The organism is Kitasatospora sp. NPDC058115, from assembly GCF_042884635.1.
Classification (GTDB): domain Bacteria; phylum Actinomycetota; class Actinomycetes; order Streptomycetales; family Streptomycetaceae; genus Kitasatospora.
This window is the reverse complement of sequence record NZ_JBHVTL010000003.1, coordinates 257077-277158: the sequence shown is the minus strand read 5'-3', so window position 1 is coordinate 277158 and position 20082 is coordinate 257077. Positions and strand designations below refer to the sequence as shown.

Genomic DNA, 20082 nt, shown 5'->3' with positions numbered 1-20082 from the left:
GCGCTCCGCGGACGCCGGGGGCCGGTCCGGGGATCTCCCCGGGCCGGCCCCCGGCGCGTGCGGCTCCACCGGGAGTCCCGGTCCGCGAGGGGCCCGGCCGGGGGCTACCCGGCCGGGGGCAGCAGCAGGTCGGCGGCGGCGAACACCGCCCGGGTCTGGTGGGCGACCTGGGTCTCCACCGGCACCCAGCGGGCGCCCAGCCGGTGCAGGCCCTCCAGACTCGCCGCGACGATCCCGCGGGCGCGGGCCCGGGCCGCGTCCGCCGCCGGACCGCCGCTGTCCGCGAGCAGCCGCAGCAGCATCGAGGCGATCCGCAGCGGCACCCGCTCGGCCGCGATCCGCGCCGCCGTCACCCGGGACACCGTCAGCGGCGCCGACGACCAGGCGGCGAGCCAGTCGTCCACCACCGGGCGGCAGACCGCCAGGTTGAACTCGACGGCGCGCAGCAGCGGCCCGTACGCCACCCCCGCGTGCGGCGGCACCTGCGGCAGCAGGGTGGTCAGCTCGGCGACCCGCCCGCCCAGCCGGTCCGCGCAGGCCCCGACGGCGGCGCGCACGTCCGGCGCCGGGCGGGCGTCGCCGACCGCGTCGACCGCCCACATCGGCACCTCCAGCACCGCCGTCGTGCCGCCGTACCGGCCCGCGTAGGACCAGGTGGACAGCTCCGGGCGGTCCGGCAGCGGCTGGCGGCGGCGGCCCGGCGGCGGCATCACGTAGCTGCCCGGGGCCGGGCTGTCCCAGCCGACCGCGTCGTAGGAGTCGACGTCCAGCGGGATGCCGCCGCGCGCCACCGAGCGGGCGAAGCGCTCCGCCAGGGCCGGCAGCGGCCGGGTGAGCTGCACGAACGCGCCGCCGAAGTCCACGCCGTGCAGCGAGCACTGGAGCACCGGGCGCAGCTCGTCGATCAGCCCGGTGAGCACCCGGCTCTCCGGCATCGGCGCCAGCGGGCCGTCCGGGTGCGGCAGCAGCTCCGGCTGCTCGTGGAAGGCCGGCCGGAAGAAGTGCTCGTAGTGCCGGGCCGCGGTGAGGGGGCCGTTCAGCCAGCCCTCGTTGAGCGCGGCGCCGTCCGGGTCCAGGCAGAGCAGGACGTGCCAGCCGACCCCCGGCCGGGGCGGCAGCTCCAGCACCCGCTCGGCCAGCCGCACGGCGGAGGCCACGCCGACCGGCTCGTTGGGGTGCGGACCGCCGACGGCCAGCACCGTGTGCTCGCCCTCGTCCACCGAGAGCAGGACCAGCGGGCGCCCCGCCCGGGAACGCCCCACCTCGCGGACCCGGCAGCGCCCGGGGTGGCGGCGGGCCAGCCGGCGGGCCGCGGCGACCGCGCGCGCCGCCGTCGGATAGGTCCCGGTGTCCTGTCGCGGGGCGTCGATCCGGCGCGTCCGCCGGCCCGTGTCGGCCATGACTCTCCTGTCCTCGGGGGGCGGGCGGGGCGGCGCGGCCGGGGGCCTCGGCGGGAGCGCGGCGCGGGGTCGCGCCGGGTCGTCCCGGCACGGCCGGTGCGCGCGCGGCCGACTCCCTCGTTCCGGGGACGCACAGGACCTTCCGGTGGAGCCTTGTCAGTACCGCACGCGCCCTCGGAGCGTGTCAACAGTCGTCGGGCACCCGCGGTGGGGCCGTGGTGGGCCCGCGGTGGGCCGCCGGTGGGGCCGCGTTCACGTGCCGGGATCCCGTACCCGGACCGTCCGGGTGCGGTGGATCCGGCTCCTCGGCCGGACCGGGGCGCACGGCGGTTCGGCTACCCTTGAGGGTCACCCCTCCCAGCCGTCGCCCCCGCCAAGTGCGCGGCGGTCCCGAACGTCGTAAGGGTTCCCACTACACATGACTGTCGAATCGGTCTTCCCACGCCTGGAGGCCCTCCTCCCGCACGTCCAGAAGCCGATCCAGTACGTCGGCGGCGAGCTGAACTCGACCGTCAAGGACTGGGACGCCTGCGACGTCCGCTGGGCGCTGATGTACCCCGACGCCTACGAGGTCGGCCTGCCCAACCAGGGCGTCATGATCCTCTACGAGGTGCTCAACGAGCAGGAGGGCGTCCTCGCCGAGCGCACCTACAGCGTCTGGCCGGACCTCGAAGCGCTGATGCGCGAGCACGGCGTCCCCCAGTTCACCGTGGACGCCCACCGGCCGGTGCGCGCCTTCGACGTGTTCGGGCTCTCCTTCTCCACCGAACTCGGCTACACCAACATGCTGGCCGCGCTCGAACTCGCCGGCATCCCGCTGGACGCCCGCGACCGCACCGACGAGGACCCGGTCGTGCTGGCCGGCGGCCACGCCGCGTTCAACCCCGAGCCGATCGCGGACTTCATCGACTGCGCGGTGATCGGCGACGGCGAGCAGGCCGTGCTCGACATCACCCGGATCGTCCGGGAGTGGAAGGCCGAGGGGCGCCCCGGCGGCCGCGACGAGCTGCTGCTGCGCCTCGCCCGCACCGGCGGGGTGTACGTGCCGAAGTTCTACGACGTCGAGTACCTGGCCGACGGCCGGATCGGCCGCGTCGTGCCGAACGCCCCCGGCGTGCCGTGGCGGGTCTCCAAGCACACGGTGATGGACCTCGACGAGTGGCCCTACCCGAAGCAGCCGCTCGTCCCGCTCGCCGAGACCGTCCACGAGCGGATGTCCGTGGAGATCTTCCGCGGCTGCACCCGCGGCTGCCGCTTCTGCCAGGCCGGCATGATCACGCGCCCCGTGCGGGAGCGAAGCATCACCGGCATCGGCGAGATGGTCGAGCGCGGGCTCAAGGCGACCGGCTTCGAGGAGGTCGGCCTGCTGTCGCTGTCCTCCGCGGACCACACCGAGATCGGTGACGTCGCGAAGGGCCTGGCGGACCGCTACGCCGACGACAAGATCGGCCTCTCGCTGCCGTCCACCCGCGTCGACGCCTTCAACATCGACCTCGCCAACGAGCTCAGCCGCAACGGCCGGCGCTCGGGCCTCACCTTCGCCCCCGAGGGCGGCAGCGAGCGCATGCGCAAGGTGATCAACAAGATGGTGTCGGAGGAGGACCTCATCCGCACCGTCGCCACCGCCTACGGCAACGGCTGGCGCCAGGTGAAGCTGTACTTCATGTGCGGCCTGCCCACCGAGACCGACGAGGACGTGCTCCAGATCGGCGAGATGGCGAAGAACGTCATCCAGAAGGGCCGCGAGGTCACCGGCCAGAACGACATCCGCTGCACCGTCTCCATCGGCGGTTTCGTGCCCAAGCCGCACACCCCGTTCCAGTGGGCCCCGCAGCTGTCCGCCGAGGCCACCGACGCCCGCCTGGCCAAGCTGCGCGACTCGATCCGCGGCGACCGCAAGTACGGCAAGAACATCGGCTACCGCTACCACGACGGCAAGCCCGGCATCGTCGAGGGCCTGCTCTCGCGCGGCGACCGCCGGGTCGGCGCGGTCATCCGCGCGGTCTACGAGGACGGCGGCCGCTTCGACGGCTGGCGCGAGCACTTCTCCTACGACCGCTGGATGGCGAGCGCCGAGAAGGGCCTGGCCGGCACCGGCGTCGACGTCGACTGGTACACCACCCGCGAGCGCGGCTACGAGGAGGTCCTGCCCTGGGACCACCTGGACAGCGGTCTCGACAAGGACTGGCTCTGGGAGGACTGGCAGGACGCCCTGGAGGAGGTCGAGGTCGACGACTGCCGCTGGACCCCGTGCTTCGACTGCGGCGTCTGCCCGCAGATGGACACCCACATCCAGATCGGCCCCACCGGCAAGAAGCTCCTCCCGCTCACCGTGGTGAACAAGTAGTCGTATAGATCGAGACGCCCCTGTTGGATATATCCAGCAGGGGCGTTCGAATATTATTCGACAGTGAAATGCGGTATGCTTCTAGGTGCCTGATTTGGATCTATAGAGATTGGTATCTACTATGGCCAAGACAGTGATCGACATCGATGAAGATGCCCTGGCGCTCGCGGCCGAAGTGCTCGGCACCGCGACCAAGAAGGACACGGTCAATGCCGCCCTGATCGAGATCGGCATGCGCGAGCGTCGCAGGCAGGCGCGTGGGCGGATGCGGGCCCTGGCGGCCGACGGGGTCTTCGACAAGGCGATGGAGCCGGGGTTCAAAGAGGAGGTATGGCGCTGAATGGGCGGTACTGAGCAGTTCCTCATCGACACGTCCGCGCATGTCCGGATCGTCCGGCCGGAGATGGACGAGATCTGGGGCGAGCTCATCGACCACGGGCGGATCGGCCTCTGCGAGCCGACGGAGGCGGAACTGCTGTACTCCGCGCGCTCCGCGAAGCACTACACCGACCTCAAGGACGCCTTGGCCGAGATGTACGTGTGGCGTCCGGTCCCGGACGGCGCATGGCGTCAACTGCTGGCACTGCAGCAGTCCCTGGTGGAGACGGGACAGCACCGGTCGGCAGGGCTCGCGGACCTGCTGGTCGCCGTCACCGCCATGCACCACGGGCTGACCGTGCTGCACTACGACCGGGACTTCGAGACGATCGCCAAGCACGCCGAGCTCAAGACCCGGTGGCTCGCGGAGCCCGGGTCGCTGGCCTGAGGGCCGGCCGCCGACCGGGGCGGGGCGAGGGGTGGGCCGGGGCGCGTACCCTTTGAGGTGACAGCGTCCGGACAGTGGGGGGAAACCTCTCCGCTGCGGACGGGAAAAACTGACGAAGGACTGAGCGACCCTGGCACGCCGTACGCCCGACGGTCCCCCGCCCGCGCCGACGGTGCAGCGGATCCGTCTCCGCTACACCAAGCGCGGCCGGCTCCGCTTCACCAGCCACCGCGACTTCCAGCGCGCCTTCGAGCGCGCCCTGCGCCGGTCGGCGGTGCCGATGGCCTACTCGGCCGGCTTCACCCCGCACCCCAAGGTGTCCTACGCCAACGCCGCGCCGACCGGTGTGGCCAGCGAGGCGGAGTACCTGGAGATCGGGCTCGCCGCCCCTCGCGACCCGGAGGAGCTGCGCGTCCTGCTGGACGAGTCGCTGCCCGGGGGCCTCGACGTGATCGACGCGGTCGAGGTGCGCACGTCCAACTTCGTGGAGCGCCTGGAGGCCTCCGAGTGGCGGGTCCGGCTCGACGGGGTCGAGCCCCAGGAGGCGGCCCGCGCCGTCGCGGCCTTCCTCGCCGAGGAGCGGGTCGAGGTCGAACGCCTCACCAAGAACGGCGTCCGGGTCTTCGACGCGCGCGGCGCGGTCGCCGCGATCGAACTCCTCCCGCCGCAGGTCGACGGCGGTGCGGACACGGCGGGCGAAGAGGCCCGCGATGTTCGGACCGGGCGTCCCTGTGCGATACTGCGCCTGGTAGTACGACACGCCACACCCGCCGTACGACCCGACGACGTGTTGTCCGGTCTCCGTGCGACGGCCGACCTGGCGCCGCCGGTCCCCGCAGAGGTGACCAGGCTGGCGCAGGGGCCGCTCGACGAGGGGACCGGCACGGTGACCGACCCGCTGGCGCTCGACCGCGCCGCGGCCCCGGCCGGCCCTGTGGCCACCGGCGAGCCGCGCGCAACCGCGTCCGCCTAGCGGGCGGAGGCCGGGTCCAGTTCCCCACTGGGCCCGCTGGTCCTCCAGGCCCCCGCGGCTCCCCAGGGGAGCGAGCGTCGTCGAAGCACAGGCCGGCCTCTTGCGGCCCGCCGACCCCGACGGTCGGTGGGCCCGAGGACCCCGTCCGGGAGCCACCCGGGGTTGGGGGACGGCGCAGCTTGGGAAAACCTCAGAAGACTGGTCAGACCAGAAGACTTTCGACACCCCGCCGAGCGCGGGGCGCCGAGCGAGACTACGAGCCCCTGTGCGGCCTCGCGTCCGCGCGGCGGCACCGTGAAAGGGTCCGGCCCGAGCATCGTCGCGATGCCGGCCGGCCACCGGTGCCGCGCCGTGCCCGGATGCGGAGCCCGGGGGCCTGACGGGAGATCCACCCGCATGCTCGATAACACCGATCCGCAGCAGTCTGCGGCCACGGAACCGAACGACACCGCCGCGACCGGCGGCGAGAGCGCGTCCGCCGCGCCGCCGCGCCGGCGCCGCCGGGCGGTGTCCCGCCCGGCCGGAGCGCCGCAGGGCGCGGCCACGGAGAGCGCCGAGACGGTCATCACGGCCGAGGAGCCGGCGCAGACCGCCTCCGAGCCCGCGCCCGCCGCAGCGCCCGCCGCCGCCGAGCCGGCCGCGGAGAAGCCGGTGCGCGCCCGCCGCACCCGCAAGCGCGCCGAGGCGCCCGCCGGTGCGCCCGAGGCCACCGCCATCGTGGTCACCGCGCCGGAGGCCGGCGAGCCGGCGGCCGCGCCGAAGAAGGCCGCGAAGAGCGAGAAGGCCGCGAAGGCCGAGGCGCCGGAGAAGGCCGGGGCGCCGGAGACGCCGGAGAAGGCGGAGAAGCCCGTGCGGGCCCGCCGGACCCGCAAGAAGGCCGAGGCCGCGCCGGTCGAGGAGCCGGTGCAGGCCGTCGCCGAGCCCGAGCCCACGCCCGCCGCCGTCGCCGAGCCCGCCGCCGGGCCGGTGGCCGTCGAGGCGCCCGCCGAGGAGGCCCCGGCCGCCCCGGCCCGCCGCACCCGCCGCCGCCGGGTGGTCGAGGCCGCCCCGGTGGTCGAGCCCGCGCCCGCCGCCGAGGAGCCGGTGGCCGAGGAGCCCGAGCCCGAGGCCGAGGAGACCCCGGCCGCCCCGGCGCCCGCCGCCGTCGAGCAGCCCGCCCCCGCGCCGGCCGCCGAGGCCGAGCCGCCCCACCGGGTGCGCCGCCGCGCCGTGCGCCCGTCCACCGCGATCTTCCAGGCGCCGGTCTTCCAGGAGCCCGCCCCCTTCGTCGCCCCCGCCGCGTCCGCCGCCCCGGCGGCCCCGCAGCCGGCCGCCGCCGAGGCGCCCGCCGCGCCGGCCGAGCGCGAGGAGGAGGACGAGTTCGAGTACAGCGGCGTCGGCCGCCGCCGCCGCGTCCGCACCTCGGTGCGGGTGCAGACCCCGGCCCGCCAGAAGCCCGCCGCCGAGAAGCCCGCGGCCGCCAAGGCCGTCACCACCAGGGCCGTCACCACCAAGGCCGCCGCCGCCAGGCCCGTCGTCGAGGAGCCGCCCGTCGAGGCGCCCGCCGCCGTCGAGGCCCCCGCCACCGGCCCCGAGGCCGAGGACGAGTGGGAGGACGGCCGCCCGTCGCGCCGCCGCCGCCGCGGTGGCCGTCGCCGCCGTCGTGGCGAGGCCGAGGAGGCCGAGGCCGAGACCGCCGAGACCGAGCAGCCCACCGCCGAGGAGCCGGTCGGCGAGGACGAGGACGAGGACGACGACCTGGCCGCCGGCCTGTCCTCGTCGCGCCGCCGCCGTCGCCGCCGCCGTCGCAGCGGTGAGGCCGGCGCCGTCGAGACCGCCGAGACCACCGAGGACGGCGTCCGCACGGTGGTGAAGGTGCGCGAGCCGCGCCGCCGCTCCACCGAGCCGTCCTTCGACCCGGACGAGGTGCAGTCCATCAAGGGCTCCACCCGCCTGGAGGCCAAGAAGCAGCGCCGCCGCGAGGGCCGCGAGCTGGGCCGCCGCCGGGTGCCGATCATCACCGAGGCCGAGTTCCTGGCCCGCCGCGAGTCGGTCGAGCGCGTCATGGTGGTGCGCCAGAACGGCCAGCGCACCCAGATCGGCGTCCTGGAGGACGGCGTGCTCGTCGAGCACTACGTCAACAAGGAGCAGGCCACCTCGTACGTCGGCAACGTCTACCTGGGCAAGGTCCAGAACGTGCTGCCGTCCATGGAGGCCGCCTTCGTCGACATCGGCAAGGGCCGCAACGCGGTGCTGTACGCCGGTGAGGTCAACTTCGGCGCGCTCGGCGGCCACGGCGGCCCGCGCCGGATCGAGTCGGTGCTGAAGTCCGGCCAGTCCGTGCTGGTGCAGGTCTCCAAGGACCCGATCGGCCACAAGGGCGCCCGCCTGACCAGCCAGATCTCGCTGCCCGGCCGCTACCTGGTCTACGTGCCCGAGGGCTCGATGACCGGCATCTCCCGCAAGCTGCCGGAGAACGAGCGCGCCCGCCTGAAGCAGATCCTCAAGAAGATCGTCCCGGACGACGCGGGCGTCATCGTGCGCACCGCCGCCGAGGGCGCCTCCGAGGAGGAGCTGACCCGCGACGTCCAGCGGCTGCAGCAGCAGTGGGAGGACATCCAGAAGAAGGCCGCGACCGGCAACGCCCCCGCGCTGCTGTACGGCGAGCCGGACATGACCGTCCGGGTCGTGCGCGACATCTTCAACGAGGACTTCACCAAGGTCATCGTCTCCGGCAACGAGGCGTGGAACACCATCCACGACTACGTCTCCAACGTGGCCCCGGACCTCGCCGGCCGGCTCCAGCGCTGGACCTCCGAGGTGGACGTGTTCGCCACCTACCGGATCGACGAGCAGCTGATGAAGGCGCTGGACCGCAAGGTCTGGCTGCCCAGCGGCGGTTCGCTGGTGATCGACCGCACCGAGGCGATGGTCGTCATCGACGTCAACACCGGGAAGTTCGTCGGCCAGGGCGGCAACCTGGAGGAGACGGTCACCCGGAACAACATCGAGGCGGCCGAGGAGATCGTGCGCCAGCTGCGGCTGCGCGACCTCGGCGGCATCATCGTGATCGACTTCATCGACATGGTCCTGGAGTCCAACCGCGACCTGGTGCTGCGCCGGCTGCTGGAGTGCCTGGGCCGGGACCGGACCAAGCACCAGGTGGCCGAGGTCACCTCGCTGGGCCTGGTGCAGATGACCCGCAAGCGGGTCGGCCAGGGGCTGCTGGAGTCCTTCTCCGAGCCCTGCGTGCACTGCAACGGCCGCGGTGTGATCGTCCACATGGAGCAGCCGAGCGCCCACGTGCACACCGGTGGCGGCGCGGCCGCCGTCGACGCGGGCTCGGGCGGCGGCAAGCGCCGTCGCCGGGGCAAGGGCGGCGCGGCGCACGAGGAGCCGCAGGCCGTCGAGGCGGTCGCGTCCACCGAGGCCGCCGAGCCGGAGGAGGCCGTCGAGGCCGCCGAGGCCGCCGTCGAGGCGCCGGTCCGCGAGGAGATCGAGGGCCAGCTGGCGATCGAGGTGCCGGGCGTCGAGGAGACGTCTGCGCAGGCCGCCGCCGAGCCGGCCGAGGCCCCGGCCCCGGTCGTCGAGGCCCCGGCCGCGCCGGCCGCCGCTCCCGCCGGGCGGCCCCGCCGCCGGGCGGTGCGCAAGGCGACCGCCCCGGCCGGTGCGCCGGGCGAGGCGGAGATCGTGGTGCTGCAGGCCAAGGCCGAGGCGGCGCTGGAGTCGGCCCTCGCGGCCGTCAGCCCGGCCGCCGAGGCCCCGGCCGGGGAACAGCCGGCCGAGGCGCAGGCGACGGTCGTGACCGAGGAGGCGGCCGCACCGGCCCCCGCCGAGGCCCCCGTCGAGGAGCCGGCCGTCACCGCGCCGGCCGCCGAGGAGCCGGCCGCCGAGGAGCCGGCCGTCACCGAGGAGCCCGCCGAGGAGGCGCCGGCGCCGAAGAAGCGGGCGGCCCGCAAGACCGCCGCCAAGAAGACCACCGCCGCCAAGAAGACGACGGCGGCGGCGAAGAAGACCACCGCCCGCAAGACCGCCACCAAGCGGACGAGCGCGGCGGCCAAGAAGGCGGCGGCCGCCGAGGGTGATACGGCGGCCGAGTAGTGCCCGGTCCGGGGCGGACACCCTCCGCCCCGGACCCGTACGGGCCGGTTTGCCCCCGCGGCGGCCGGTCCGTATTCTTGACCACTGGCGTGTCTACGCCACGCTCCCGAGCACATCACCTCCCGGTCCTCGCGAGAGGCCCATGGGAGAGGTCCCCTGTGTCCGTACCCAGGTGGCTGGCATCAGGAGCTCCGACCGAGTTGGGAAAGTAGGTACCGCATGTACGCGATCGTTCGCGCAGGCGGCCGCCAGCACAAGGTCGCCGTCGGCGACGTGCTGGAGATCGACCGTATCGAGGCCAAGCCGGGTGACTCGGTGGAGCTCTCCACCATCCTGGTGGTCGACGGCGAGGCCGTCACCTCCGACCCGTGGGTGCTGGCCGGCGTCAAGGCCCACGCCGAGGTCGTCGACCAGACCAAGGGTGACAAGATCGTCATCCTGCGTTACAAGAACAAGACGGGCTACCGCCGTCGCCAGGGTCACCGCCAGCAGCACACCGCGGTGCGCATCACCAGCATCGACTCGGTCAAGTAAGGGGATAGCCAGATGGCACACAAGAAGGGCGCAAGCTCTACCCGCAACGGCCGTGACTCGAACGCCCAGCGCCTCGGCGTGAAGCGCTTCGGCGGCCAGGTCGTCTCCGCCGGCGAGATCATCGTCCGCCAGCGCGGCACCCACTTCCACCCGGGTGCCGGTGTCGGCCGCGGTGGCGACGACACCCTGTTCGCGCTGACCGCCGGTGCCGTGCAGTTCGGCACCCGCCGCGGCCGCAAGGTCGTCAACGTCGTGGCCGTCGAGGCCTGAGTCACACCTGACTCACACTGAAGGGTGGGCCGGAATGTTCCGGTCCACCCTTCGCGCTTTACCGCAGGCAGAACCATCTTCTTTCACATCGGAGGCACACCCATGACCACCTTCGTGGACCGCGTCGAGCTCCATGTCGCCGCGGGCAGCGGGGGCCACGGCTGCGCCTCCGTGCACCGCGAGAAGTTCAAGCCGCTCGGCGGCCCGGACGGCGGCAACGGCGGCGAGGGCGGAAGCATCATCCTCACCGTCGACGCGCAGGTCACCACCCTGCTCGAATACCACCACTCGCCCAAGCGCAAGGCCACCAACGGCAAGCCCGGCGCCGGCGGCCACCGCACCGGCGCCGACGGCCAGGACCTCGTCCTCGCCGTGCCGGACGGCACCGTCGTCCTGGACAAGCAGGGCAACGTGCTCGCCGACCTCGTCGGCCACGGCACCAGCTTCGTCGCCGCCCAGGGCGGCCGCGGCGGCCTCGGCAACGCCGCGCTCGCCTCCGCCCGCCGCAAGGCCCCCGGCTTCGCGCTGCTCGGCGAGCCCGGTGACGCCCGCGACATCGTGATGGAGCTCAAGTCCGTCGCCGACGTCGCCCTCGTCGGCTACCCGAGCGCCGGCAAGTCCTCGCTGATCTCCGTGCTCTCCGCCGCCAAGCCGAAGATCGCCGACTACCCGTTCACCACCCTGATCCCCAACCTCGGCGTGGTCACCGCCGGCGACACCGTCTACACCGTCGCCGACGTCCCCGGCCTGATCCCCGGCGCCAGCCAGGGCAGGGGCCTCGGCCTGGAGTTCCTGCGGCACGTCGAGCGCTGCTCCGTCCTCGTGCACGTCCTGGACTGCGCCACCCTGGAGCCCGGCCGCGACCCGCTGAGCGACCTGGAGACCATCGAGGACGAACTCGCCCAGTACGGCGGCCTCGACGACCGGCCGCGGCTGGTCGCGCTCAACAAGGTCGACGTGCCCGACGGCCAGGACATCGCCGACCTCACCCGCGCCTCCCTGGAGGAGCGCGGCTACCGCGTCTTCGAGGTGTCCGCCGCCTCCCGCAAGGGCCTGCGCGAACTGAGCTTCGCCATGGCGCAGATCGTCGCCGAGGCCCGCGCCGCCAAGCCGGTCGAGGAGTCCACCCGGGTCGTGCTGCGGCCGGTCGCCGTGGACGACGCCGGCTTCACCATCACCGAGGAGGACGGCGCCTACCGCATCCGCGGCGGCAAGCCCGAGCGCTGGGTGCGGCAGACCGACTTCTCCAACGACGAGGCCGTCGGCTACCTCGCCGACCGGCTGGCCCGCCTCGGCGTCGAGCAGGAGCTGTGGAAGGTCGGCGCGCACGAGGGCGACACCGTCATCATCGGCCCCGACGAGAACGCCGTCGTCTTCGACTGGGAGCCGACCATGGCCGCCGGCGCCGAGATGCTCGGCCGCCGCGGTGAGGACCACCGCTTCGAGACCCAGCGCCCGGCCGTCGACCGCCGCCGCGACAAGCAGAAGGGCAAGGACGCCGCCGAGGCCGAGTACCTCGCCTTCGAGGCGCTCTCCAGCGGCCGCCAGGCCGCCATCGAGGGCGACGACGAGGACTACTGAGCCGGCCCGCCCCCGGGACACCGACAGGCCCCCGCCGCCCGTGCCAACGGGCGGCGGGGGCCTCGGCGTTGACGCGCCGTGGGCCGCCCGGCGGCCGGTCCGGACGCTGTCCGGCGGGCGGAACGCGATGCCGTCCGCAGGTCCCGATCGCGTAGATTGCGGGGGACAGGCCGGGCCCGCGCCCGCCGCCAGCGCACCACACCGGAAGGGCGAACCCGAGATGAGCGAGGACGAACTGCGGGCGGAGGTGCTGACCGCGCGGCGCATCGTCGTCAAGGTCGGCTCCTCCTCACTGACCACGGCCGCCGGCGGCATCGACGCCGACCGGGTCGACGCCCTGGTCGACGCCCTCGCCAAGGTCCGCACCCGCCCCGACGCCCCCGAGATCGTGCTCGTCTCCTCCGGCGCCATCGCCGCCGGCCTCTCCCCGCTCGGCCTGGAGAAGCGGCCCAAGGACCTCGCCCGCCAGCAGGCCGCCGCCAGCGTCGGCCAGGGCCTGCTGATCGCCCGTTACACCGCCTCCTTCGCCCGCTACGGCCTGCGCGTCGGCCAGGTCCTGCTCACCGCCGAGGACGCCAGCCGCCGCGCCCACTACCGCAACGCCTACCGCACCCTCGACCAGCTGCTGGCGATGGGCGCGATGCCGGTCGTCAACGAGAACGACACCGTCGCCACCGCCGAAATCAAGTTCGGCGACAACGACCGGCTGGCCGCCCTCGTCGCCCACCTGGTCCGCGCCGACCTGCTCGTCCTGCTCTCCGACGTCGACGGCCTCTACGACGGCGACCCGTCCCGCCCCGGCACCAGCCGGATCGACCAGGTCGCCGGACCGCACGACCTCGACGGCATCGAGATCGGCAGCGCCGGCAAGGCCGGGGTCGGCACCGGCGGCATGGTCACCAAGGTCGAGGCCGCCCGGATCGCCACCGGCGCGGGCATCCCCGTCGTGCTCACCGCCGCCAGCCACGCCGCCGACGCGCTGGCCGGCCGCCCCACCGGCACCCTGTTCCTGCGCACCGGCAGCCGCTCCTCCGACCGGATGCTCTGGCTCGCCCACGCCAGCAGCCCGCGCGGCGCCCTGCACCTGGACGCCGGCGCCGTCGACGCCGTCGTCTCCGGCGGCGCCTCGCTGCTGCCCGCCGGGGTCACCAAGGTCGACGGCGAGTTCGCCGCGGGTGATCCGGTGGACCTTCTTGCCGAAAACGGCCACATCGTGGCGCGCGGACTGGTCAACTTTGATGCGAGGGAGTTGCCCCGCCTGCTCGGCCGGTCCACCCGGGACCTGGCCCAGGAGTTCGGCGCCGCCTACGAGCGGGAGGTCGTCCACCGCGACGACCTGGTCGTCCTGCGCGGCTGACCCGCCGCCGGACCGCCGGAAGCGCGGGCGGCTCCGCACGGGGAGCACGCCCGGCCACGGGCGAGGAGGGGCGCGGTCGTACGCGCGCCGGCCGGGGCCGGCGGGTACGACGACACGACATCGCCGAACAGGAGGCCGCCGGTGGAACGCAGGCGCGAGGCAGCGCTGACCGGAGGGACCGCGGGCCGGCGGCTGACCAGCATCGACGGCGGCGCGGACGACGGCGCCGCCGGGCCGGCCGGTCCGCCGCCCCAGGGACCCGGGACGGTGCACCGGCTCCGCACGGAGCGGCGCCCCGGCGCCGAACCGCCCGTCGGACCCGAACAGGCCAGGCTCTGGCACGTGGTGCTCAGCGTGGCCGGGTCGGTCACCCCGCTGTCCGAGCTGCGGGCCGGCCTTGAGCGGCTGGCGCACGACCACTCGTTCTTCCTGACCGCGCGCTACGCCGCCGACCACGCCGAGATCCGCTACTGGGAGCAGGCCCGGGACCTGCACGACGCGGCGGCGATCGCGCTGCGGCTGTGGGGCGAGCACAAGGTGACGGCCAAGCTGCCGCCGTGGGAGATCGTCGGCCTGGAGGTGGTGGACCGGGCGACGTACCACAAGCGCGTCGCCGAGGGCTTCGCCGGCCCGGCCCCGCAACTGGGCGGGGTCCACCCGTACTGAGACCTCCCCGCGAGCGGGCCGGACCGGACGTGTCCGCGGCGGGCGGGCCGAAGGGCCGCGCGGGCGCCGGAGGGGAGGAGCGAGGAGGCCCCGGAGGGATCGAGGGGGCACCGGAGCGCCGACCGCCGGCACCCGTCCGGGGCGGCCCGGAGGCGAGCGAGCCCGGGGGAGAAGGGGTGTCTCACCGGGTGAAATGGGGCGGGGGAGGGTGCGGGCCCTCCACTACGCTGGGCGCATGAGCAGCGACCTCGCCACCGCCGACAGCCCCGTCCTCGCCGTAGCGCGCCGAGCCCGGGAGGCGGCCGCCTCGCTCGCCCCGCTGCCGCGCGGCACCAAGGACGCCGCGCTGCTGGCGGTCGCCGACGCCCTGGTCGCCCGTGCCGCCGAGATCACCGCCGCCAACGCCGAGGACGTCGAGCGCGCCCGCGCGGCCGGCACCGCCGAGTCGGTGATCGACCGGCTCACCCTCACCGAGGAGCGGATCGCCGCCGTCGCCGCCGACGTCCGCTCGGTGGCCGGCCTGCCGGACCCGGTCGGCGAGGTCGTGCGCGGCTACACCCTGCCCAACGGCCTGGACGTGCGGCAGGTCCGCGTCCCGCTCGGCGTCGTCGGCATCATCTACGAGGCCCGCCCCAACGTCACCGTCGACGCCGCCGCGCTCTGCCTGAAGTCCGGCAACGCCGTGCTGCTGCGCGGCTCCGCCTCCGCCTACCGCTCCAACACCGCGCTGGTCGCCGTGGTGCGCGACGCGGTCGCCGCCGCCGGGCTGCCCGCCGACGCGGTCCAGCTCGTCCCGGGCGAGAGCCGGGAGTCGGTGCAGGAGCTGATGCGCGCCCGCGGCCTGGTCGACGTGCTCATCCCGCGCGGCGGGGCCTCGCTGATCCGCACCGTCGTCGAGGGCTCCACCGTCCCCGTCATCGAGACCGGCACCGGCAACTGCCACGTCTACGTCGACGCCGAGACCGACCTCGCGATGGCCGTCGGCATCCTGCTCAACTCCAAGGCCCAGCGGGTCAGCGTCTGCAACTCGGCCGAGACCCTGCTCGTCCACCAGGACGTCGCCGACGCCTTCCTGCCGCTCGCGCTCGCCGCGCTCGCCGAGGCCGGGGTCACCGTGCACGGCGACGACGCGGTGCTCAAGGCCGCCGAGGGCTCGGCCGCGACCGTGCTGCCCGCCACCGACGAGGACTGGGAGGCCGAGTACCTGTCGTACGACATCGCGGCCGCCGTCGTCCCCTCGCTGGACGCCGCCGTGGCGCACATCCGCCGCTGGACCTCCGGCCACACCGAGGCCATCGTCACCACCTCGCAGGCCGCCGCCCGCCGCTTCACCCAGCTCGTCGACTCCACCACGGTCGCCGTCAACGCCTCGACCCGGTTCACCGACGGCGGTGAGTTCGGCTTCGGCGCCGAGATCGGCATCTCCACCCAGAAGCTGCACGCCCGCGGCCCGATGGGCCTGCCCGAGCTGACCAGCACCAAGTACATCGTCACTGGTGACGGCCACGTCCGGGGCGCGGCGACGCCGACCGTGGGCGGCGCCGCGGCCGCCGGCTGAGCCCGTCCGGGCCGTCCGGCGCCGGCCGGCCGTCACACGAGTGACGGACCAACTGCCCCGAGCCCCAGACAAATCGCCCGCCCGGTAATACGCTGAATCCGTGGCTGACGATGTGGGGGGCTTGCCGTACCCCGACGGTGCCGACCACGGTGGTGCGGACGACGAGTTCGCCACCGTGGTCTTCGACGAGGCCTTCGTGCGATCCGCCGCCGTGCACGAGCCGACGGCCAAGGAGCGGCAGCTCGCCGCTGCCGAGGCCCGGTTCGAGCCGGACACGACGGGTCCGGGCTGGGCCTATGACGCCCCGGCCGGGGACGGACTGCCGCTGGAGCTGCGGTCGTACCCGAGCCGGCTCGACGACGACCACCTCTACCCCGATCCGTGGACCGGCCCCGGCCGGGCCTCCGGGAGACGGCGCCCGCGGCGCTGGCGCCCGGGGGGCTTCGACCCGGTCGGCGCGGGCCGCGGCCGGTACGTCGCCCAGCAGCGCTGGCACCGCCCGGTGGCCTGGGTGCTCGCCGTGATCATGGGCGTGAGCCTGGTCGCGGTCGCGGTCGCGGCGATCTACCAGGGCGTGGGCGGGGCCGGCGGGACGCCCCGGCGGCCCGAGTCCGGCAGCAGCAGTCCCGGGGTCGACCCGGCGCCGCCGCAGGTCGAGCCCTCGCTCGTGGTCACCGCGCCGACGGGCTGAACCGCGGGGTGGCGGGGGCGGCGCGACGGGGTGCCCGGAGGCGGCCGTGACCGGTCACGGAGGGTTTGCGGCGAACTGTCGCAGGACCCTCGTGGAGGGGCGAGGGTGCGCCTTACCCTGGTGTCATGGGTGACCCGCGTGAGCCTCCGGAGGGTGCGCCCGAGGGTGGTTCCGGAAACGAGGACGAGTACCGGTCCGTCGTCTTCGACGAATCGTTCGTCCGGGCTGCCCGGATCCAGGAGCTGTCGGCCCGCGAGCGGCTGTCCGGCGCGTTCGGCCGGCCCACCCGGCCGAAGGTCCGGCTGGGCCCGCTCGGCACCGTGCCCCGGCAGGCGCTCGCGCTGCTGCTGGTGATCCTGCTGGCGTTCGGCGCCGCCGTGTACTTCGGCGTCAGTTCGCCGGTGCGGCCCACCGCCCGCCCCCAGGGCAGCCAGCTGACCGTGAGCCTGGTGGCGCTGACCCCGGCCTCGCCGGTCCACGCGGTCGCCGACCCGGCCAACCCCTTCGCCGGCCTGCCGCAGGGCTACAGCGACGGCGCGGTCGGGCTGGGCACGCCGACCGGGGCGGCGAGCGGGCACTTCTCCCGGGTCGAGGTGACCAAGGCGCTCGACACCGTGCAGCGCTACCTGGTGGCGTCCTCGCTGTCGCCGGCGGTGCTGGTCCAGGGGGCGACCGCGGAGGTGCGAACCTTCGTCACCTCCGGTGAGCAGGCCCAGTTCGACGCGAGCGTGGTCCAGCCGGTCGACGACCGGCACCACGCGCTGACCGGCTGGCTGGTCCGCTTCGACCCGGCGCAGGTCGCGCTGGCCGCGGACACCGTGAAGGTGGCGGGGGCGATGCGGATCGACGAGGCGGACAGCGGCACGCTGCGGATCACCACCGACCACACCTTCGTCTACGCGCTGAAGCCGGCCGGGGCGCCGAGCGGGGCGCCGGTGACCCTGGAGACCGTGCGGCGGCAGCTGACCTTCGAGTTCGACCGGGTCGACCTGGCGGCGGCGCAGCTGCGGCTGGTGGACTCGGTGCTGCAGGCCGGGCCGGCGCCGTGCGACGGCTCGCTGGCCGGGGTGGTGCAGCCGGTGCTGGCGGGCACGGAGGCCACCGCGTCGCCGGCCGGGCCGCAGACGGTGGACCCGGGCAACCACGCGCGGCCGGCCTGGCAGGTGTGCGGGGTGCTGGCGGGCAGCTGAGGCCGCCCGCGCCCCTGCGACCCCCGACCCTGCGACGCCCGACGGCCCCCGGCCGGGTGACCGGGGGCCGTCGGAACGTTTCCGCGGGCGGTGCCTCAGCCGTTGTCGCCCGAGCCGCCCTCCTTGCCGCCGCCGCTCCCGCCGCTGCCGTTGCCGTTGGCGCGCCCGGCCCCGGTGAAGGTGTCGCGCAGCTTGCCGCCGACCGAGGCCGCGCCGCCCGCGACGTCGCGGATGAGGCCCATCAGCGGGTCCTTGCTCTCCTTGACCGAGGTCGTGTAGTGCTCGGCGGCGGCCCGCCACTGCTCGCCGACCGAGGTGTCCGGGTCGTCGGTGCGGCGCGGGTAGGCGCCGGCCAGGATGGAGCGGTACTCCTCGCTCTCGGCCCACTTCTTCAGCTGGGCGACCCGCACCACCGCGAACGGGTGGCTCTGCGGCAGCACCTGCAGCAGCTTGAGCACGCCGTCGCGCAGGTCGCCGGCCTTCTCGTACTCCGCGGCCTGCTCCAGGAAGGCGTCGACGTTCATCTCGGCGAGGTTGTGGCCGCCGGCCAGCTTCATCAGCGCCCGCATCGAGGCCTGGAGGTCCTGCCCGGCCAGCAGGCCGGCCCGGTCGCTGGAGAGCTCGGCCTTGCGGAACCACTCCTTGAGCGCGGTGACGATGGCCATGATCGCCAGGTTGCCGAGCGGCACCCAGGCTATCCGGGTGGCGATGTTGGTGAGGATCATCAGCATCGTCCGGTAGACGGCGTGCCCGGACATCGCGTGGCCGACCTCGTGGCCGATCACCGAGCGGAGCTCCTCCTCGTCCAGCAGCTCCACCAGGCCGCTGGTCACCACGATCACCGGCGTGTCGATGCCGATGCAGTAGGCGTTGACCGTCGGGTCCTGGGTGACGTAGAGGTCCGGCACCTTCTCCAGGTCGAGCACGTAGGCGGCGTCGCGGACCATCTCGTGCAGTTCGGGGAACTGCCGCTCGGAGGTCTTCACGGCGGTGGCCAGGAACATCAGCCGGATCGAGCGCTCGGAGACGAGGCCGGCGAGCCTCTTCAGCACGTCGTCGAAACCGGTCAGTTTGCGCAGCGCGACGAGCGCCGAGCGGTCCGCCGGGTGCTCCCAGGCCCGGGTGGAGATCTCCGGGAAGCGCTGGCGGCGCCGGCTCGGGGTCTTCGCGGTCGTGTCGGTCATGTGTGACTGCCTCCCTGTCGACGGTGGCCCCGGTCCCCGGCCGGCCCCCGCTGGTCTTCGTCTGCAACGACTGTCCGGACAACGTCCGCGGTTGCGCACTCGTCCCCGACGGCGTGTCCCGAGTGGCGCGCCGGCCGTCCGGGGCGGCGCGGACGGCGCCCGCGGGGGCGGTGGGCGGCGCGGGTGTGAGGGCGGTTTACCCTGAATGCCCGGGAGAGCCGGGCCACCTCAGGCCGCGGCACCGTGCAGTCCGAGGAGCCCGCAGATGTCCACCGCCGCCCTTGCCAGCCTGGCCGCCCCGATCTCCGCGGAGAACGGCCCCGGGCTCTTCCTGCGGATCATCGTGGTCGCGTCGTTCGTCGGCGTGGGCCTGCTGGCCTGGATCCTGCTGCGGGCCAGCCGCAACAACTGACACCGGCCCGGGACGGGCCCGTCCGCCCGCCGCCGCCGGGCCCCGGCTCACGGCGCTTCAGCCGCGGTGGGCCGCCGAGCGGTTGCCGTGTAACCCCCCGTACGATGACGGGTGGGCCCTCACCGGCCCGCACGACACCCCCTGCCCGCCACCCGAGCCGAGAAGGTCCCGCCGACCATGAGCACTGCCGCCGCACTCCCCGTCCTGAACCTCCTCGCGAACGAGGGCGAGGGGGGCAACCACGACAGCCTCAACCCGTACCTGACGGGTGGCGCCGCGCTGTTCGTCCTCCTGGTGCTGCTCTTCGTGACCACCCGCTTCAACCGGGACCGCTGACCCGGCCGACGGTGGCCCGGGGTGCGGCACCGCCCCCGGGACGCCCGTCACCCGGCCGTTCCCGCACCGCAACGGGCGTCGCGTAAGGTGTGGCGCCATGGGAGAGCAGACCGGGAATCCCGGTGTACCGGCGCGGGAGAAGCGCCGTCTCGGCGTGATGGGCGGCACCTTCGACCCGATCCACCACGGGCACCTGGTCGCCGCCAGCGAGGTCGCCAGCGCGTTCCACCTGGACGAGGTGATCTTCGTCCCGACCGGGCAGCCGTGGCAGAAGAGCGACCGTGAGGTCAGCCCGGCCGAGGACCGTTACCTGATGACGGTCATCGCCACCGCGGAGAACCCGCAGTTCTCGGTCAGCCGCATCGACATCGACCGCGAGGGCCCGACGTACACCGTCGACACCCTGCGCGACCTGCACGCGCTGCACCCGGACGCCGACCTGTTCTTCATCACCGGCGCGGACGCGCTCGCCCAGATCCTCTCCTGGCGGGACTCCGACGAGCTCTTCTCGCTCGCCCACTTCATCGGGTGCACCCGGCCGGGGCACACCCTGTCGGACGCCGGGCTCCCGGTGGGCGGGGTCTCCCTGGTGGAGGTCCCGGCGCTGGCCATCTCCTCCACGGACTGCCGCAACCGGGTCGCCAAGGGCGAGCCGGTCTGGTACCTCGTCCCGGACGGCGTGGTCCGCTACATCGACAAGCGGGCGCTGTACGCGCCGCACCGGACCTGATCCCGGA

18 protein-coding genes are annotated in these 20082 nt (G+C 74.4%); 16 read left to right on the top strand and 2 right to left on the bottom strand.

Features of this window, described 5'->3' with window-relative positions; translation table 11 throughout:
* Window positions 1-104: 104 nt before the first annotated feature.
* Window positions 105-1400: a M14 family zinc carboxypeptidase gene (locus tag ACFVVL_RS04840; protein WP_387671386.1), complete on the bottom strand. Its 1296-nt coding sequence runs from the start codon at window positions 1398-1400 to the stop codon at window positions 105-107.
* 418 nt (window positions 1401-1818) lie between these two features.
* Here ACFVVL_RS04840 and ACFVVL_RS04835 point away from each other — a divergent pair, with 418 nt between their 5' ends.
* The 13 genes from ACFVVL_RS04835 to ACFVVL_RS04775 all read left to right on the top strand — a co-directional run bounded on the left by ACFVVL_RS04835 (window position 1819) and on the right by ACFVVL_RS04775 (window position 17413).
* Window positions 1819-3747 carry a TIGR03960 family B12-binding radical SAM protein gene (locus ACFVVL_RS04835; RefSeq protein WP_380294621.1) on the top strand — a complete coding sequence of 643 codons (1929 nt, stop codon included), beginning with the start codon at window positions 1819-1821 and terminating at the stop codon, window positions 3745-3747.
* Window positions 3748-3868: 121 nt separating this feature from the next.
* Window positions 3869-4087, top strand: a complete 219-nt coding sequence (locus tag ACFVVL_RS04830; RefSeq protein WP_387671384.1) for a type II toxin-antitoxin system VapB family antitoxin — start codon at window positions 3869-3871, stop codon at window positions 4085-4087.
* The gene (locus ACFVVL_RS04825; RefSeq protein WP_387671382.1) at window positions 4088-4513 is read left to right on the top strand and encodes a PIN domain nuclease; all 426 of its coding nucleotides are present in this window, start codon (window positions 4088-4090) and stop codon (window positions 4511-4513) included.
* 172 nt (window positions 4514-4685) lie between these two features.
* Window positions 4686-5486, top strand: a complete 801-nt coding sequence (locus tag ACFVVL_RS04820; protein ID WP_380294624.1) for a TIGR03936 family radical SAM-associated protein — start codon at window positions 4686-4688, stop codon at window positions 5484-5486.
* A gap of 396 nt (window positions 5487-5882) precedes the next feature.
* Window positions 5883-9566 carry a ribonuclease E/G gene (locus tag ACFVVL_RS04815; protein WP_387671379.1) on the top strand — a complete coding sequence of 1228 codons (3684 nt, stop codon included), beginning with the start codon at window positions 5883-5885 and terminating at the stop codon, window positions 9564-9566.
* 219 nt (window positions 9567-9785) lie between these two features.
* Window positions 9786-10100 (top strand): 50S ribosomal protein L21, encoded by a 315-nt coding sequence (gene rplU, locus ACFVVL_RS04810; RefSeq protein WP_030309710.1) that lies wholly within the window; start codon window positions 9786-9788, stop codon window positions 10098-10100.
* Between the two features lie 12 nt (window positions 10101-10112).
* Entirely contained in the window at window positions 10113-10370 is a 258-nt protein-coding gene (gene rpmA / locus ACFVVL_RS04805) for a 50S ribosomal protein L27 (protein WP_355372266.1), read from the top strand.
* A 102-nt stretch (window positions 10371-10472) separates the two neighbouring features.
* Window positions 10473-11951, top strand: coding sequence for a GTPase ObgE (gene obgE, locus ACFVVL_RS04800; protein WP_380294495.1), 1479 nt, complete (start codon window positions 10473-10475; stop codon window positions 11949-11951).
* Window positions 11952-12171: 220 nt separating this feature from the next.
* Window positions 12172-13308, top strand: a complete 1137-nt coding sequence (proB, locus tag ACFVVL_RS04795; RefSeq protein WP_380294494.1) for a glutamate 5-kinase — start codon at window positions 12172-12174, stop codon at window positions 13306-13308.
* A 141-nt stretch (window positions 13309-13449) separates the two neighbouring features.
* Entirely contained in the window at window positions 13450-13974 is a 525-nt protein-coding gene (locus ACFVVL_RS04790; protein WP_380294493.1) for a hypothetical protein, read from the top strand.
* A gap of 235 nt (window positions 13975-14209) precedes the next feature.
* On the top strand, window positions 14210-15532 hold the full coding sequence (locus ACFVVL_RS04785) for a glutamate-5-semialdehyde dehydrogenase (protein ID WP_387671376.1): 1323 nt from the start codon (window positions 14210-14212) through the stop codon (window positions 15530-15532).
* Between the two features lie 100 nt (window positions 15533-15632).
* On the top strand, window positions 15633-16223 hold the full coding sequence (locus ACFVVL_RS04780) for a hypothetical protein (RefSeq protein ID WP_380294491.1): 591 nt from the start codon (window positions 15633-15635) through the stop codon (window positions 16221-16223).
* Between the two features lie 125 nt (window positions 16224-16348).
* The gene (locus ACFVVL_RS04775) at window positions 16349-17413 is read left to right on the top strand and encodes a hypothetical protein (protein WP_387671374.1); all 1065 of its coding nucleotides are present in this window, start codon (window positions 16349-16351) and stop codon (window positions 17411-17413) included.
* A 95-nt stretch (window positions 17414-17508) separates the two neighbouring features.
* On the opposite strand, the gene ACFVVL_RS04770 is transcribed toward ACFVVL_RS04775, so the two are convergent.
* Complete coding sequence (locus tag ACFVVL_RS04770) at window positions 17509-18597, bottom strand: M48 family metallopeptidase (protein WP_387671373.1); 1089 nt, start codon at window positions 18595-18597, stop codon at window positions 17509-17511.
* Between the two features lie 265 nt (window positions 18598-18862).
* Between ACFVVL_RS04770 and ACFVVL_RS04765 the strand changes: the two genes are divergently transcribed.
* From ACFVVL_RS04765 to nadD, 3 genes are all read left to right on the top strand, one after another.
* Window positions 18863-19009, top strand: a complete 147-nt coding sequence (locus ACFVVL_RS04765; protein WP_387671371.1) for a hypothetical protein — start codon at window positions 18863-18865, stop codon at window positions 19007-19009.
* A 177-nt stretch (window positions 19010-19186) separates the two neighbouring features.
* A complete protein-coding gene (locus ACFVVL_RS04760; RefSeq protein WP_344342390.1) occupies window positions 19187-19345 on the top strand; it encodes a hypothetical protein in 159 nt (52 codons plus the stop codon).
* Between the two features lie 97 nt (window positions 19346-19442).
* Window positions 19443-20075 (top strand): nicotinate-nucleotide adenylyltransferase, encoded by a 633-nt coding sequence (nadD, locus tag ACFVVL_RS04755; protein ID WP_380294488.1) that lies wholly within the window; start codon window positions 19443-19445, stop codon window positions 20073-20075.
* Window positions 20076-20082: the final 7 nt, after the last annotated feature.

What these genes read in the sequence shown, in the direction of transcription:
- ACFVVL_RS04840 (WP_387671386.1), bottom strand. Translation starts at nt 1,400, where the DNA reads ATGGCCGACACGGGCCGGCGGACGCGCCGGATCGACGCCCCGCGACAG.
- ACFVVL_RS04835 (WP_380294621.1), top strand. Translation starts at nt 1,819, where the DNA reads ATGACTGTCGAATCGGTCTTCCCACGCCTGGAGGCCCTCCTCCCGCAC.
- ACFVVL_RS04830 (WP_387671384.1), top strand. Translation starts at nt 3,869, where the DNA reads ATGGCCAAGACAGTGATCGACATCGATGAAGATGCCCTGGCGCTCGCG.
- ACFVVL_RS04825 (WP_387671382.1), top strand. Translation starts at nt 4,088, where the DNA reads ATGGGCGGTACTGAGCAGTTCCTCATCGACACGTCCGCGCATGTCCGG.
- ACFVVL_RS04815 (WP_387671379.1), top strand. Translation starts at nt 5,883, where the DNA reads ATGCTCGATAACACCGATCCGCAGCAGTCTGCGGCCACGGAACCGAAC.
- rplU (WP_030309710.1), top strand. Translation starts at nt 9,786, where the DNA reads ATGTACGCGATCGTTCGCGCAGGCGGCCGCCAGCACAAGGTCGCCGTC.
- rpmA (WP_355372266.1), top strand. Translation starts at nt 10,113, where the DNA reads ATGGCACACAAGAAGGGCGCAAGCTCTACCCGCAACGGCCGTGACTCG.
- obgE (WP_380294495.1), top strand. Translation starts at nt 10,473, where the DNA reads ATGACCACCTTCGTGGACCGCGTCGAGCTCCATGTCGCCGCGGGCAGC.
- proB (WP_380294494.1), top strand. Translation starts at nt 12,172, where the DNA reads ATGAGCGAGGACGAACTGCGGGCGGAGGTGCTGACCGCGCGGCGCATC.
- ACFVVL_RS04785 (WP_387671376.1), top strand. Translation starts at nt 14,210, where the DNA reads ATGAGCAGCGACCTCGCCACCGCCGACAGCCCCGTCCTCGCCGTAGCG.
- ACFVVL_RS04775 (WP_387671374.1), top strand. Translation starts at nt 16,349, where the DNA reads ATGGGTGACCCGCGTGAGCCTCCGGAGGGTGCGCCCGAGGGTGGTTCC.
- ACFVVL_RS04770 (WP_387671373.1), bottom strand. Translation starts at nt 18,597, where the DNA reads ATGACCGACACGACCGCGAAGACCCCGAGCCGGCGCCGCCAGCGCTTC.
- ACFVVL_RS04765 (WP_387671371.1), top strand. Translation starts at nt 18,863, where the DNA reads ATGTCCACCGCCGCCCTTGCCAGCCTGGCCGCCCCGATCTCCGCGGAG.
- ACFVVL_RS04760 (WP_344342390.1), top strand. Translation starts at nt 19,187, where the DNA reads ATGAGCACTGCCGCCGCACTCCCCGTCCTGAACCTCCTCGCGAACGAG.
- nadD (WP_380294488.1), top strand. Translation starts at nt 19,443, where the DNA reads ATGGGAGAGCAGACCGGGAATCCCGGTGTACCGGCGCGGGAGAAGCGC.